Origin of the sequence: Streptomyces caelestis (genome assembly GCF_014205255.1) — a bacterium.
GTDB lineage: Bacteria > Actinomycetota > Actinomycetes > Streptomycetales > Streptomycetaceae > Streptomyces > Streptomyces caelestis.
The window spans coordinates 425,019-439,304 of record NZ_JACHNE010000001.1 but is presented as its reverse complement, the minus strand read 5'-3'; the positions used below and the strand labels follow the sequence as shown (position 1 = coordinate 439,304).

General features: G+C 72.3%; 15 protein-coding genes. 8 read left to right on the top strand and 7 right to left on the bottom strand.

Annotated features, from left to right (window positions below; translation table 11 throughout):
• Positions 1 to 8 precede the first annotated feature (8 nt).
• Together HDA41_RS01965 and HDA41_RS01960 are read right to left on the bottom strand one after the other, a co-directional pair.
• The gene (locus tag HDA41_RS01965) at positions 9 to 932 is read right to left on the bottom strand and encodes a carbohydrate ABC transporter permease (RefSeq protein ID WP_184980029.1); all 924 of its coding nucleotides are present in this window, start codon (positions 930 to 932) and stop codon (positions 9 to 11) included.
• Positions 933 to 950: 18 nt separating this feature from the next.
• The gene (locus HDA41_RS01960) at positions 951 to 1,916 is read right to left on the bottom strand and encodes a carbohydrate ABC transporter permease (protein WP_184980027.1); all 966 of its coding nucleotides are present in this window, start codon (positions 1,914 to 1,916) and stop codon (positions 951 to 953) included.
• A 174-nt stretch (positions 1,917 to 2,090) separates the two neighbouring features.
• Here HDA41_RS01960 and HDA41_RS01955 point away from each other — a divergent pair, with 174 nt between their 5' ends.
• The 3 genes from HDA41_RS01955 to HDA41_RS01945 all read left to right on the top strand — a co-directional run bounded on the left by HDA41_RS01955 (position 2,091) and on the right by HDA41_RS01945 (position 4,415).
• Positions 2,091 to 3,251 carry an ROK family transcriptional regulator gene (locus tag HDA41_RS01955; protein ID WP_184980025.1) on the top strand — a complete coding sequence of 387 codons (1,161 nt, stop codon included), beginning with the start codon at positions 2,091 to 2,093 and terminating at the stop codon, positions 3,249 to 3,251.
• A 100-nt stretch (positions 3,252 to 3,351) separates the two neighbouring features.
• Positions 3,352 to 3,537: a hypothetical protein gene (locus HDA41_RS01950; protein WP_184980023.1), complete on the top strand. Its 186-nt coding sequence runs from the start codon at positions 3,352 to 3,354 to the stop codon at positions 3,535 to 3,537.
• Positions 3,538 to 3,590: 53 nt separating this feature from the next.
• Positions 3,591 to 4,415: an EamA family transporter gene (locus HDA41_RS01945; protein WP_184980021.1), complete on the top strand. Its 825-nt coding sequence runs from the start codon at positions 3,591 to 3,593 to the stop codon at positions 4,413 to 4,415.
• A 27-nt stretch (positions 4,416 to 4,442) separates the two neighbouring features.
• On the opposite strand, the gene HDA41_RS01940 is transcribed toward HDA41_RS01945, so the two are convergent.
• The 3 genes from HDA41_RS01940 to HDA41_RS01930 all read right to left on the bottom strand — a co-directional run bounded on the left by HDA41_RS01940 (position 4,443) and on the right by HDA41_RS01930 (position 7,923).
• Positions 4,443 to 5,423, bottom strand: a complete 981-nt coding sequence (locus HDA41_RS01940; protein ID WP_184980019.1) for an ornithine cyclodeaminase family protein — start codon at positions 5,421 to 5,423, stop codon at positions 4,443 to 4,445.
• 27 nt (positions 5,424 to 5,450) lie between these two features.
• Positions 5,451 to 6,800 (bottom strand): S1 family peptidase, encoded by a 1,350-nt coding sequence (locus tag HDA41_RS01935; protein ID WP_184980017.1) that lies wholly within the window; start codon positions 6,798 to 6,800, stop codon positions 5,451 to 5,453.
• A gap of 97 nt (positions 6,801 to 6,897) precedes the next feature.
• Complete coding sequence (locus HDA41_RS01930; RefSeq protein WP_184980015.1) at positions 6,898 to 7,923, bottom strand: hypothetical protein; 1,026 nt, start codon at positions 7,921 to 7,923, stop codon at positions 6,898 to 6,900.
• Positions 7,924 to 7,947: 24 nt separating this feature from the next.
• Here HDA41_RS01930 and HDA41_RS01925 point away from each other — a divergent pair, with 24 nt between their 5' ends.
• From HDA41_RS01925 to HDA41_RS01915, 3 genes are all read left to right on the top strand, one after another.
• Positions 7,948 to 9,126, top strand: coding sequence for a MalY/PatB family protein (locus HDA41_RS01925; RefSeq protein WP_184980013.1), 1,179 nt, complete (start codon positions 7,948 to 7,950; stop codon positions 9,124 to 9,126).
• Between the two features lie 45 nt (positions 9,127 to 9,171).
• The gene (locus HDA41_RS01920) at positions 9,172 to 9,558 is read left to right on the top strand and encodes a PPOX class F420-dependent oxidoreductase (RefSeq protein ID WP_184980011.1); all 387 of its coding nucleotides are present in this window, start codon (positions 9,172 to 9,174) and stop codon (positions 9,556 to 9,558) included.
• Between the two features lie 67 nt (positions 9,559 to 9,625).
• Positions 9,626 to 10,969 (top strand): Gfo/Idh/MocA family protein, encoded by a 1,344-nt coding sequence (locus HDA41_RS01915; protein WP_184980009.1) that lies wholly within the window; start codon positions 9,626 to 9,628, stop codon positions 10,967 to 10,969.
• Between the two features lie 12 nt (positions 10,970 to 10,981).
• On the opposite strand, the gene HDA41_RS01910 is transcribed toward HDA41_RS01915, so the two are convergent.
• Together HDA41_RS01910 and HDA41_RS01905 are read right to left on the bottom strand one after the other, a co-directional pair.
• Positions 10,982 to 11,395, bottom strand: a complete 414-nt coding sequence (locus HDA41_RS01910) for a Zn-ribbon domain-containing OB-fold protein (RefSeq protein ID WP_184993063.1) — start codon at positions 11,393 to 11,395, stop codon at positions 10,982 to 10,984.
• Positions 11,396 to 11,547: 152 nt separating this feature from the next.
• Positions 11,548 to 12,216 (bottom strand): TetR family transcriptional regulator, encoded by a 669-nt coding sequence (locus HDA41_RS01905; RefSeq protein ID WP_184993061.1) that lies wholly within the window; start codon positions 12,214 to 12,216, stop codon positions 11,548 to 11,550.
• 201 nt (positions 12,217 to 12,417) lie between these two features.
• Here HDA41_RS01905 and HDA41_RS01900 point away from each other — a divergent pair, with 201 nt between their 5' ends.
• Positions 12,418 to 13,110, top strand: coding sequence for a peptidoglycan-binding domain-containing protein (locus HDA41_RS01900; RefSeq protein WP_184980007.1), 693 nt, complete (start codon positions 12,418 to 12,420; stop codon positions 13,108 to 13,110).
• A 647-nt stretch (positions 13,111 to 13,757) separates the two neighbouring features.
• Entirely contained in the window at positions 13,758 to 14,246 is a 489-nt protein-coding gene (locus HDA41_RS01895) for a flavin reductase family protein (protein ID WP_184980005.1), read from the top strand.
• Positions 14,247 to 14,286: the final 40 nt, after the last annotated feature.

Below are 14,286 nucleotides of genomic sequence, written 5' to 3'. Positions count from 1 at the left end.
CAGTCCCCTTACTTGATCCCGGTGAAGCCGATGGAGCTGACGATGCGGCGCGCGAAGCAGGCGAACAGCACCAGCATCGGCAGCGCGGCGATCAGCGTCGCCGCCATGAGCCCGGACCAGTCGACGCCGGTCGCCGGGGTCTGCGCCCGGAAGATCGCCAGCGCCACGGTCAGCACGCGCGAGCTGTCGCTGTAGGAGACCATCAGCGGCCAGAAGTAGTCGTTCCAGGACGTGATGTACGTCAGCACGCCCAGCGTGACGATCGGCGTGGACGCCATCGGCAGCACCACCCGGAAGAAGATCTTGACCTTCCCGGCACCGTCCAGCAGCGCGGCCTCCTCGACCTCGCGCGGGATGTTCATGAAGAACTGCCGCAGGAAGAACACCGCGAACGGCGTCATGAACATGGTGGGCAGGGCGATGCCGAGGAGCGTGTCCACCAGGTGCAGTTGCTTGATGAGCACGAAGTTCGGCAGCAGCGTGAAGATGGCCGGCACCATCATCCCGGCCAGGAACAGCCCGAACACCGTGTCCCGGCCGCGCCAGCGCAACCGCGAGAAGGCGTACGCGGCCATCGCGGAGAAGAAGAGCTGACAGCCGGTGATCAGGGTCGAGACCAGCACCGAGTTGAGCAGATAGCGCCAGAAGTCCAGCCCGCCGCCCGCGCCGCCCTGCGTGACGGCCTCCTCGGCCGACTGCATGCCCAGGGCGCGTTCGAAGCCGCTCGTGGTGAGATCCACGGGCAGGGGGTTGGTCGGGTCGGCGTTGAGGCCCGCGTTGGTGGAGAGCGCGGTGCGCAGGATCCAGTAGAACGGCAGCAGGGTGATGAGGACGATCAGCCCCATCACGGTCCAGGCGGCGGCCCGCCCGAAGGAGAACCTGCGCCGGACCGGTCGGACGCTCGTCGGCGTCGTTGTCGTCACGGCAGCCATGCCGGTGTCTCCCTTCCGTCAGCCGAGATCGGTCCGGCCGGCCCGGGTGAGCCGGTACTGGAGGATGGTGATCGCGCTCAGCACGAGGAGCAGGGCGACGGACATGGCTGAGGCGTAGCCGAACTGGAAGCGGCCGAAGGCGGAGCCGTAGATGTAGTACTGGAGCACGTTGGTCGCGTTCGCCGGGCCGCCCGCGGTGGTCACGGCCACGGTGTCGAACACCTGGAACGACCCGATCACCGTCATGATCAGCACGACCGCGAGCACCGGCCGCAGCAGCGGCATGGTGATCCGCCAGAACATCCGCCACTCGCTCGCGCCGTCCACCCTGGCCGCCTCGTACATGTCGTTCGGGATCGCCTGCAGACCGGCGAACAGCAGCAGTGCGGTGTAGCCGACGTGCCGCCACACGTTGATGAGCGCGATCGTCGGGATCGCCCAGGTCTCGTCGGCGAGGAACGGGATGCGGTCGACGCCGACGGCGCTGATGATCTCGTTGCCGATGCCGAGCTGGGTGTCGAGGATCCAGAGCCAGACCAGACCCGCGACGACGTTCGACATCAGGTACGGCGTGAGCACGATGCCGCGCAGCATCGCCGACTGGGTCAGCCGCTGGAGGAGCACGGCGATGGCGAGCGCCGCGACCGTCTGGATGCCGATGTTGATGACGACGTACTCGACCGTGACCTTCAACGAGTCCCAGAAGATGGGGTCGTTGACCATGCGGACGTAGTTGTCCAGGCCCACCCACTCCGCCGGCGTCAGCAGGTTGTACCGGGTGAAGCTCAGATAGATGCCCCGCAGCGTCGGCCAGAGCAGGAAGACCACGAAGCCGAGCAGCGCCGGCGCGATGAAGAGCGCGGCCAGCCGTCCGTCACCCCGGTCCTCGCCCGCCTCGATCCGTCCTGTCCTGGGTTTGCTCCGGGCCTCCGCGGCGCCGCCCGTGGGCAGACGCGACGGAGGGCTGCTGGAGGCGATGGTCATCGGGAGACTCCCTCGCATGCGGCGGCTCGTCCTCTGGCGGGACTTACTTTTGGCGCGAAACAATTGCTGCGTCAAGAGGGGGGCAAACATCTTTTCACAGCAACCATCATCGACTTAGAGTGGTCATGTTGGTTTCAGAGCGAAAGAAAAGGCCGAGGGGAGCCGGGGACCGACATGACCGCAGGCATCGCCAGCTGGCCGCCACTGAGCCCGGGGGAGCGCTCGGTGGCGATCGAGGTGCTCGTGCACGGCCCGCTGTCGCGCACCGAGCTCGCCCGCAGGCTGGGACTGTCGGCCGGCAGTCTCACCCGGCTGACCAAGCCGCTGATCGAGTCCGGCCTGCTGGTCGAGGTGGCCGAGGCGGGAGCGCCGGCGGAGGCCCGCCAGGGCCGCCCCTCGACCCCGCTGGACGTCGTCGCCGACTCCTGGTCCTTTCTCGGCTTCAAGATCACCGAGGACGCGGTCTACGGCGTCGTCACCACGCTCAGAAGTGACATCGTCGCCCGCCGCGACCGTCCGCTCACCACCCATGAGCCAACCGAAGTCGCCGATGTGCTGGGGGAGATGACCGCCGAGCTGACCCGCGACCATCCCCGGCTCGCCGGGATCGGCATCGGTGTCGGCGGTTTCGTCCAGGACCGCGCCGTCGTCGGCGAGTCCCCCTTCCTGCTGTGGCGGGACGTCCCCCTGGCCGAACTCGTCGAGGAGCGCACCGGGCTGCCCGTGGTCGTCGAGAACGATGTCGCCGCCCTGGTCGAGGCCGAGACCTGGTTCGGCGCCGGACGCGGTCTGGAGCGCTTCGTCGTCCTCACCATCGGCGCCGGCATCGGGTACGGACTCGTCCTGGGCGGCAAGCGGGTGTCCTGCGCCGAGGAGGACCGCGGCTTCGGCCGCCACTGGATCGTCGACCCCACCGGCCCGCTCACCCCGGACGGCCGACGCGGCAGCGCCGTTTCGCTGCTGACGATTCCCAACATCCGCTACCAGGTCCAGGCCGCCACCGGCCGCGACCGGACGTACGAGGAGATCCTCGCGGCCGCCGCCGCCGGGGACCCGATGCCCGCCCGGGTCGTCGGCGAGGCCGCACGCGCCCTGGGCACGCTCGTCGCGCAGATCTCCAACTTCGTGATGCCGCAGAAGATCCTGCTCGCGGGCGAGGGCGTCGGGCTGATGGACGTGGCCGGCGAGACGGTCGAGGAGACCGTCCGCGACAACCGGCATCCCCTGGCCGCCCCGGTCGAACTGGAGACGAGGGTGTCCGACTTTCACGACTGGGCGCGCGGCGCGGCCGTCCTGGCCATCAAGGTGCTGGTGCTGGGATCGGCCGAAGCGTGAACAGGCTCACGTTTACAGGGAGATGGACGTGATCAGCAACACTGTCCGGAATGACCGTTTACCTCACGATTACTCACATCGTCTTCACCTCGGGCGACGTATGCTTCACAGCATGTCCACCACTGTTGAATCCTCTTCCCGGCGGACGGCTGACGAGGTCAACGAGGAGATCCGGGCCCTGTGGCGCCGGTCGGGCGGGACACTGAGCGTCGAGCAGCGCGAGGAGTACCAGCGGCTCGTCCTGGAGTGGGCCGCCGCGGCCCCGCAGTCGGCTCCGGTCGCCTGAGCACCGTCGCCGGCTGACGCATCGGAGACCCGTCCTGGGGCACCCCTGATCGAATGGGTGCCCTTCTCGCACTTTCCTCGGCCGTCGTCTACGGCATCGTCGACTTCGCCGGCGGACTGCTGTCCCGCCACATCCACCACGCCGCCGTCACCTTCCTCGGCCAGCTCGGCGGGCTGCTGCTCGCCTGCGCCGCCGCGCTCCTCCTGCCCGCCGGCGCCGTCCACACCGCCGACCTGCTGTGGGGCGCGCTCTCCGGTGTCGGGAGCGGCGTCGCCATGCGTTTCCTCAACCGCGGGCTGAGCCGGGGCGCGATGAGCGTCGTGGTGCCCGTGAGCGCCGTCACCGGCGTCGCGCTGTCGGTGCTGTGCGGGGTGCTCGTCCTCGGCGACCGTCCGGGAGCCGTGGCCTGGCTGGGCATCGCCGTCACGGTGCCCGCGCTGTGGTTCGTCTCCGGAGGCAGCGGCGGCGCGGGCAAGGGAACGGCAGACGGTCTGTTCGCCAGCGCGGGCGTGGCCGTGCAGTACCTCGCCCTCGGCCAGGCCGACCCCGCGAGCGGGCTGTGGCCCGTCGCCGCGGGCCGTGTCGCCGCGGTCCTCCTCCTCCTGCCGGACGCCGCCCGCCACGCCCGCCGGCTCAAGCTCCCGCCGGGCCGCTGCGTCCAGGCCCTCCTCGTCGGGGCCGGAGCGGCCCTCGGACTCGTGCTCTATCTGCTCGCCGCACAGCGCCAGTTGCTCGCCGTCGCCGTCGTCCTCGCCTCCCTCTACCCCGCCCTGCCCGTCATCCTCGGCCTCGCCCTCCTGCACGAGCGGATCAGCCGGCGCCAGGCGCTGGGGCTGCTGGGAGCGGGGGTGGCGACGGTACTGCTCACACTGGGGTGACACAGAGCCGCCCCGGCGCAGGCGTGCTCATGCGCCGCCCTCGTCCTTCGGCCGGGAGTGGAACCGGAAGTCGACGCCGACCCCGTCCCGCAGCGCCGCCTGATAGGCGGCCCAGGAGAGCGCGAGATCCTGCCAGGGCAGACCGACCGGGGTGTAGACGGTCACCTGCTCGGCATCGGTCCGCGCCGGGACGGTCCCGTCGATGATCCGGCCCAGCACGGCCGCGGCGTCCTCCCGGCGCAGGCCCGCACTGCCCAGCGCGCCGGACGTCATCGCCAGGTCGAGGTCGTCCACGATGACCCGCGCATGCCGCAGCAACCCGGCATCCAGTTCCACCTTGCCCGGTTCGTCCGCTCCCAGCGAGGTGATGTGCGAGCCCGGCCGGACGTCCGGAAGGTGCAGCAGCGGGCGGCGGGACCAGGTCGCGGTGACGACGCTGTCACAGGTGCGGGCGACCTCGCGCGCGCTGCCGACGACCTGGCACGCGAGTCCGGCCCGTTGCCAGACCTCGGCCCTCCGGTGAGCCCGTCCGTCGTCGGCATCGTGGATGACGACTCGCTCGACCGTGCGCAACCGGGTCAGCCCGCGCAGCGTCATGTCCGCCTGGGCTCCGGCCCCGATGATCCCCACAGCGCGTGTCCCCGCCGGGCTGAGCAGGTCAGTGGCCAAGGCCGCCGACAGCCCGGTCCGCCACGCGGTCACGAAGGCGGAGTCCAGCAGCGCGAGCAACTCCCCGGTCTCCAGGTCGTGGAGACAGACGATGCCGGAGATCGCGGGGTCGGCATCGGGGAACTTGGCGTTCACCTTCACCGTGTAGGCGGGGATGCCGGGCAACAGCCCCGGCAGCAGTACGGCGATACTCCCGGAGGACATCGGCAGACTCTGGCGCACGCGCTGCGGGGCGGTCCGCGTGGCGAGAGCCGCGACGAAGCCCTGGCGCAGGGCCCGGACCATGGCCTCCGGTGTGACCACCCGCTGAAGCTCGGTGGCGCCGAGCAGTACGGTCATGAGGCGTCCTCAACCAACGTGACGTCGTCATCCCCAAGTGGCCGAGTAGTACTGCCGATACGCCTTGCGGTCCTGCTCCGCGCGGATCCAGCGGGTCGCCACCAGGGCGACGAGGCTACCCGCGATGACCAGCAGGCCGGGGCCCACGTTGCGCGGGTCGGTGAGGCGGGTCAGCAGGCCCGACACGTCCTCGCCCGTGACCGGTGCCGACGAGCCGGGCGAGGCGGCGCCCTGCGAGGCCGACGGCGCGGGGGAGGCGCCGGTGCCGCCACCGGCCTGCTTGGCCACGATCAGCTTGACCCCCAGCTCGGTCAGCGCCTTCGTCACCGGCTGGAAGAACGTCGTACCGCCCGCCGCGCAGTCCCCGCTGCCGCCCGACGTCAGACCGAGCGCGATGCCGTCGGCGAACATCGGGCCGCCGCTGTCGCCCGGTTCGGCGCACACGTTCGTCTCGATGAGGCCGGTGACCGTGCCCTCGGGGTAGTTGACCGTCGCGTTCAGCGCGGTCACCTCCCCCTCGCGCAACCCGCTGGTGCTGCCGCTGCGGAAGATCCTCTGCCCGACCTCCGGATCGGCCACGCCCGTGATCCGCACGCCCTTGCCGTCACCGACCGCCACGACGTCCGCACCCTCGCCCGCGCGACCGCTGTCGTACTTGACCAGGGAGTAGTCGTCGCCGGGGAAACTCCCCTTGAGGGACGTGCCGACCTGTTCCCGGCCCCGGTCGTCGGCGAACCAGACGGAACCGTCGGGCCCGCAGTGCCCGGCCGTGAGGATGTAGTCGGTCTTCCCGTCGGTCACGTTGAAGCCCGCCGAACAGCGCCCGGCGGTCGACAGGATCGGCTGCGCGCCGTTGACCCGCGTCGTGAACGTGCCCTCGGTGCGCTCCATGCGCACGAAGCCGCCGATGCCCTCCGCGACCTCGGTCAGCCGGGACCAGTCGGAGGCGGAGACGGTGCTGTCGCCCCGTACCACCACCTCGTTGCTCTTGTAGTCCAGGGCCCAGGCGGTGCCGGGCACCCGGGGCGCCGAACGCAGCGTGGACGTGGCGGACTTGAGGTCGCTCATGCTGTGGCGCACCATCTTCGCCCGTGCACCGGCGCGCTCGACCTCCTCGGCCGCCTGCTCGTCCGTGACCGCGACGACCGGCCGGCCGGCGGAGTCGACCCAGCTGCCCGCCGTACGGGAGGTGCCGATCCGGGACACGAGGTCGGTGCCCATGCTCGTGGCCGGCTGCGCCGAGTACGGGACTCCGATCGATGGGGCGGGCGGCTCGCTCGCCACGGCGCGTGTGACCATCGCTCCTCCGAGGAGGAGTCCGCCGACGGCCGCCAGCCGTGTCACTCGCCGGACGACCCGTCGTCGTGCGTGCCTCATGCATGGCTCCCGAACCCGAACATCACAGTGTGAACGCCGCGGGGCGCTCCTTGAGTTGAGTGCCCTCACTCCCATACGGGGATCGGCCGTGCCGTGTTCAGCGCACGCGTGATCTCTTCACGTCCCGGCCGGCGGCCGGGGCGGTGAGCAGGGCCCGGCTGCGCGCGTCGCCCCACACCGAGGCCGGATCGACGTAAGGCCGCAGCAGGGCGGTGAGCGCGGGGTCCCCACGTCCGTTCAGCTCGTCGGAGGCGATCTTGCGGGCGATCCCGGCGAGGAAGTCCGCCACCTGCACCCGCGCGTCCTCACGCGCGACGACCAGCCGCAACCCGGCCAGGCCGACCCCCGCCTGCCGGGCCGCCTCCTCGATCCAGGCGATGCGGTCCGGCGTCAGCATGTTCTGCCGGTCGTGCACCAGGCGGACCGGCCGCCCGTCGCCGCTCCACAGCGCGGCCGTGCGGACGATCGCGGGGAGCAGCGGGTTGAGCACCGGGATCAGGGGCGGCCCGTCCAGGAACGCCGCCCGATAGGACACCGCGCGAGGCCGGGTCGCGGCCAGTCGCTCCAGGATCGCCGTCGCGTCGGTATCCGGGTGGGCTCGCCGCAGGGCGCCGACCGTGCCGTAGAAGACCTCCACGGGGGCGCCCGGTTCCCCGTTGTTGCGGACCCGCAGCAGCTGGTTGGCCGCCTCCAGGAACGCCCGCCAGTCGTCCTCCCCGAAGGCCCGGCGGCCCTCGCGGAAGAGGGCGACGGCCTGGCCCGGGTCGCCCAGCAGCAGGCCGACGGTCCGGTCCACCACGAAGAAGGACTTCTCCATGAGATGCACCCGCGCCCGCCCGTGGATCGGCCCGTCCGGCGCGAGCAGCCACTCCAGCACCGCGCGGTGCTTCTCCCGCAGCAGGTGGTTCGCCTTGTACTCCTCGGCCGGTGAGCGGATCCGGTCCCGGATCTCCCGTACGGCCGCCGCTGCCGTCGCCACGGACAGCGACATGCTGGCGTGCGCGAACACGTCCGTGTTCCCGCCGGTGAGGTTCTCGCCGTCCGACCCGGACTCGTCGCAGGCGATCTCCAGGAACGGGCCTGTGGCCCCTCCCCGCTCCCCGTCCTCACGATTCCCGGTCACCGCACAGCCCCCTATCGTGTGCCCATGACCAGGATCCCGCACGAGACGTCCGGTGAACCGAATCCCCTGCAAGCCCTGACTCTCGACCGTCTCCGCCGCCGTACGAGCATGAAGTGGCGCGCCTACCCCGAGGACGTGCTGCCCCTGTGGGTGGCGGAGATGGACGTGCCGCTCGCCGAGCCCGTCGTGCGCGCCGTCACCGACGCGCTCGACCTCGGCGACACCGGCTACCCCGTCGGCACGGCCTACGCTCAGGCACTGGCCGCCTTCGCCGGGAAGCGGTGGAACTGGGACGGGCTCGCCGTGGAGCGCACCGCGCTCGTGCCCGACGTCATGCTGGGCGTCGTCGAGATGCTCAAACTGGTCACCGGGTACGGGGACGCGGTGGTCGTGAACCCGCCGGTGTACCCGCCGTTCTACCAGTTCGTCGAGCACATGGACCGGCGCGTGCTGGAGGCCCCGCTCGGGGCGGACGGGCGCATCGACCTCGGCCTCCTGGAGGAGACCTTCCGGCAGGCGGTGGCGGGCGGCGGACGGGCCGCCTACCTGCTGTGCAGCCCCCACAACCCGACCGGCACCGTGCACACGGCCGAGGAACTGTCCGCCGTCGCCGCGCTGGCCGAGCGGTACGGCGTCCGCGTCGTCGCCGACGAGATCCACGCGCCGCTCGTGGTCGGCGGCACGGACTTCGTGCCGTACCTGAGCGTGCCGGGCGCCGAGCGCGGACTGTCGCTGATGTCGGCCTCGAAGGCGTGGAACCTGGCCGGGCTCAAGGCCGCCCTCGCGATCGCCGGGCCCGGGGCCGGCGCTGACCTGGCCCGGATGCCCGAGGAGGTCGGGCACGGCCCGAGCCACGTCGGGATCATCGCCCACACCGCCGCCCTGCGCGACGGCGTCGCCTGGCTGGACGCCCTGCTGCCCGGTCTCGACGTCAACCGGCGGCTGCTCGCGGACCTGCTGGCCGAGCACCTGCCCGCGATCCGCTACCGCCCGGGCGGCGCCACCTATCTCGCCTGGCTCGACTGCCGCGCGCTCGGCCTCGGCGACGACCCGGCGGACGCCTTCCTGCACCGCGGCCGCGTGGCCCTCAACTCCGGCCTGCCCTTCGGCACCGGCGGCGCCGGACACGTCCGCTTCAACCTGGCGACCTCGGCCGAGGTGATCGGGGAGGCGGTGCGGCGCATGGCCGCTGCCCTGCGCTGAAACCCGCTGGTACGCCGCGCGGGTCGTGCTCGTACACTGCCCGCCATGGACGACAGTGCGCCGGCCGGACTGGGCGCGGGCAAGCACCTGCTGATCACCAGCTACCGCCGAAACGGTACGCCGGTCGCCACCCCGGTCTGGGTGGTGCGCGACGGGGACGCGCTCGGCGCCTGGACGTCGGCCGACTCCTGGAAGGTGAAGCGGATCCGCAACCGCGCCGACGTCCTGGTCGGCCCCTGCGACCTGCGCGGCAACCCCACCGGCGAACAGGTGCCCGCGACGGCGGAGATCTGCGATCCGGCCACCACCGCCCGCTACCGGCAGCTGATCGCCCGCAAGTACGGACTCACCGGCCGGCTCACCCTGCTCGGCAGCCGTCTGCGCCGGGGCCTGGACGGCACCGTGGGCATCCGCGTCACCCTCACTCGCTGACCCGGTTGTAGCAAGCGCTTTCGGCCCGGGGGAGTGGACGGCCCGTCCCCGGGACAGACCACCTGTCATGAGCCGAATTCCCGTCCTGCGCGCAGCCGTCGTCGGCACGGGCCACCGGGCCCAGCTGTTCACCCGGGGCCTCGCCGAGCGCCCCGGCCACCTCGTGGCCGCGCTGTGCGACCCCAGCCCGACGCGGATGGCCTTCCACAACCGGCTGCTGACCGAGGCCGGCGCGCCGGCCGCCGTCACGTGGGAGCCCGACCGCTTCACCGACCTGCTCGCCGAGGAGGACATCGACGAGGTCGTCGTCACGACCGTCGACGCCGAGCACGACCGCTACATCGTCCCGGCCCTGAAGGCGGGCTGCCGCGTCGTCACGGAGAAACCGATGACCGTCGACGCCGAGCGCTGCGCCCGCATCCTCGACACCGTCCGGGAGACCGGCAACTCCCTGACCGTCGCCTTCAACTACCGCTTCAACCCCGTGCACGAGAAGGTCCGCGCCCTGCTCGCCGAGGGCGCGATCGGCGAGGTGCTGTCGGTCCACTTCGAGTGGCTGCTCGACGTACGGCACGGCGCCGACTACTTCCGCCGCTGGCACCGCGAGAAGCACCACAGCGGCGGCCTGATGGTGCACAAGTCCTCGCACCACTTCGACCTGGTGAACTGGTGGCTCGCCGACGAGCCCCGGGAGGCCTTCGGCTACGGGCGGCTCGGCTTCTACGGCCGCGAGGCGGGGGAGCGGCACGGACTGCGCCGGGACTACGACCGCGCCCACGGCGCCGACGGGGCCGCCGACGACCCCTTCGCCCTGGACCTCGCGGCCAACGACACCCTGCGCGCCCTCTACCTGGACGCCGAACACGACGACGGCTACCTGCGCGACCGGAACGTCTTCGACGGGCCGATCACCATCGAGGACGACATGTCCGTCCTGGTGCGCTACGCGCGCGGCGCGACGATGACGTACCACCTGACCGCCTACTCCCCGTGGGAGGGCTACCGGGTGATGTTCAACGGCAGCGCGGGCCGGCTGGAACTGGAGGTCGAGGAGAGCCGCTGGCAGCCGCCCCTGACCCGGGTCACCTCGGCCGCGGGTGCCGTGCACGGGGACACGGCGGCGGAGCACGCGGGCGGCGCCCGCCTCACCCTGCGCCCGCTGTGGCGGCCCCCGGTCGACGTGCCGCTCGCGGTCGCCCACGAGGCCCACGGCGGCGGCGACCCGCGCATGCTCGACGCGCTGTTCGGCCCCGCCGATCGCGCCCGCCCGGCGGACACCGCCGCGGCGGTCCACCCGACGGCCACCGAACGCGACGGGGCACTCGCCCTGGCGGTCGGTCTCGCGGCCAACCGGAGCTTCGAGACGGGACGGCCCGTGCCTACCCGCGAACTGCTCCCCGGGATCCGGTGAGCGGACCGCCCGTCAGGTCCAGGCCCGGTACGGCTCGTCGATCAGCTGGAAGACCGGCTCACCCCGTACCGGGTCCTTGGCGGTGGACAGCCGCACCCGGTCCCCGCTGTGGATGCCGATGAGCGGGCCCATGACCCGGCCGCGTACGACGAAGCCCTCGGCCATCTCGATCAGGGAGACGTTACGGGCCGCCGGGGTGTTGCGGTGCACCACGGTGGAATGGCGGACGGTGCCCACGCCCTCGCTGCGCTCCGTCCGCAGTTCGCTGCCCCGGCAGACCGGACACAGCACCCGGTGGTACATGGCGGTGCCGCACCAGGTGCAGCGCTGGAAGAGGATGGCCTCCGCGGCCGGGCCCTTCGGGTCGAGCAGACCCGTCGGGGAGCCGGCTGCCTGCTGAGCGACGCTTCCTGAGTGGTGGTACACGCTGGTCAACTCCCTGCACTCGGCCGGAATCCCGTGTGCGCGGTCGCCCGCGCACAGGTGTGCCCGGTTCGCCGTGCCACCGTGCACGCAGCACAGAGTATGGCACTCAGTGCCACTCGTAAAGGCACTCCGTTCCCTCGAATGTGGGGACCTCAGCCCCGTCCCAGCGTCGACTCGATCTCCTGCACGACCCGCCACAACGGCGCACCGCGCCGCGAGACGACGACCACCACGTCCTCGGGCTGCTCCCCGGCCGGAACCACCGGCGTGCCCCCGAACGCGGACTGCACGTACGCCAGCGCGTGGTCCACCGTCGCGCTCGCGTCGCCCTGCCCGTCCGAACGCAGCCAGGAGCGCAGCGCGTTGTTGTGGGCCGCGACCACCGCCGCCGCGATCACATCGGCCTGGAGGGTGCCGTCCCGGCGGGCCGCGAAACGCCGGCGCAGATACTCGGCGAGGGCACGCTCGTAGCGCCACACCACCGACAGTTCGTAGGCGCGCAGGCCCGGGACCTTCTTGGTGAGGCGGTAGCGCTGTACGGAGAACGTCGGGTTCTCGGCGTACATCCGCAGCACGAGCCGGGCCGCGTCGCAGACCCGCCGCACGGGTTCCTCGTCGTCGGAGCCCGCCGCGAGGAAGGCCGTCATGTCGGCCAGGCACCGCTCGTGGTCCGGGAAGACCACGTCCTCCTTGGACGGGAAGTAGCGGAAGAACGAGCGCCGTCCGACCCCGGCGAGCGTGACGATGTCGTCGATGGTGGTCTGCTCGTAACCCCGTTCGAGGAACAGCCGGAAGGCCGCCGCCACCAGGGCGTCCCGCATGGGCGGCTTTCCGGTCCCGGCGTCGGCTTTCTCGGAGCTCATGAGCGGGAACGTAGCACCCGGAAGGGTATGCATGGCACTCAGTGCACTCCTCGGGAGGAACCGAGTTCCCTCTGAACCCGTGGCGCGGCAGCCGCGTATCTAGCGGCAGGACGATCCCCGAAGACGGGCGCCCCCGAGCCCGGACGGAAGGAGAGCAGCGTGTCGACACCGTCCGAGCCCCGGCGGCCGCACGAGGGCCCCGCCCTCGAACCCATCCGTGTCCTGCGGCTCCGCCGCACCGACGCACTCGCGGAACTGATGCGGGAGTACCGCGAGGAGATCGGCTCCGCGCCGGTCGGCAACGAAACCAGGGGCTACGAGTCCGTCGCGATGCCCCGGCCGCCGGCCGGCTCCGAGGATCTGACCCAGGAACTCCCGCCCCTCACCCGTGAGAACGGATACGGCCGTGCCGGGCCAGGATCAGGACCGCGCCGCACCGCCGTCGCGATCGCCGTCGCCGCGGCCGCGGTGATCGGCTTCGCCGGTGCCGCCTTCCTGCTCCCCGGCGAGAGCACCGACGACAAGGCGGCGGCGCCCGCTCCCCGCCCCACGACGTCCACCTCCACTTCCGCCCCCGCCCCCACACCCACCCCGCCCGCCGTCGACCCCGACGGCCCCGGCACCCTCCGCGAGGGAGCCACCGGCCCCGAGGTGACCGAACTCCAGGAACGCCTCCTGCGCATCCCGGACGTCTACCGGGACGGCTCCACCAGCGGCCGTTACGACCCGACCCTGACCGCTGCGGTCGCCCGCTTCCAGCTCTGGTACGGCATCCGCGGCGACGAAACCGGCGTCTACGGCAACGACACCCGCCTCGCCCTGGAGTCCCGCACACCACCGAACACCGACTGACCTGCCCCTGCCGCCGGGCGGCATCGCCGGCAAGGGGCAATCCCGCGGCAGGCACAGGCACAGGCACAGGCACAGGCACAGGCGCCGGACGGCACGCACGTAGGCCGCTACTTGCGCCGGCCTGGCTGTAGCCCGGCGCGGGTGCCGGACCGCCGGGTCGTGGGCTGGCCCGGAGTTGGTCGGCACCGGCCCGCCGGACGGTGCGCGACCCGGGTGCCGGACCGCCGGGTCCTGGGCTGGCCCGGGGCCGGGCCGCACGGTCTGCCGGATCGCACCCTTCGGCCTGGCGGGTCGCCAGGCCGGCCCGGACGCGCCCGGCCCGGGTGGCCGGACCGCCCGGTCGTCAGCTGGGCTGGAGCTGGGCGGCACCCTCCGCCGGGCGGCACCCGTCGGCCTCACGGCGCCGCCCGCCCCGTCCGGACGTCGCCCCGCCCGGACGCCGGCCCCCTCAGACGAGGGCCGGCCCGAAACCGGGCGACACCGGCCGTCCAGCGGCACCGACCCCGGTACGCCCCCGCCGGCCCGACGGCGTCGCCCCAAGCCGGCACCGGCCCCGGGGCATCCCCCGGGATGGCACCCGCAACCCGGGCATGGTGAGGTGATGCCGAAGGCGACAGTGGCTGCGAGGGTGAGGAAGTGGTGTGGGCATGGCGGGCTTGGACGCGTTCATCGGGCGGCTGGATCCCGATATGTACGTGGTCACGGCCGTCGCGGGCGGTGAACGGGCGGGGTGCCTGGTCGGATTCGCCTCGCAGTGTTCGCTGCGGCCCGTGCGGTTCGTGGTGTGGCTGTCCGAGCTGAACCACACGTTCCGGGTGGCCCGGAACGCCGAGGTGCTCGCCGTGCACCTGCTCGCCCGTGAACAGCACGGCCTCGCCGAGCGGTTCGGCGGGCAGACCGGCGACCGGACGGACAAGTTCGAGGGCGTCCGCCTGCGGGAGGCGTACGGCGGGGCCGTCGTGCTGGAGGACGCACCGGCCTGGTTCGTCGGCCGGATCGTGACGCGCGCGGGCGGCGGCGACCACATCGGCTTCGTCCTCGACCCGGTCGAGTGGGGCGGAGACGAGGCGTACGACGGGCCGCTGCTGCGCCTCTCCGGCGCTCACACCATCGAGCCCGGTCACCCGGTCGACTGAGGTGGTCCTCGCCCGGGCCGGAACGGTGAAAGGGCCGTCC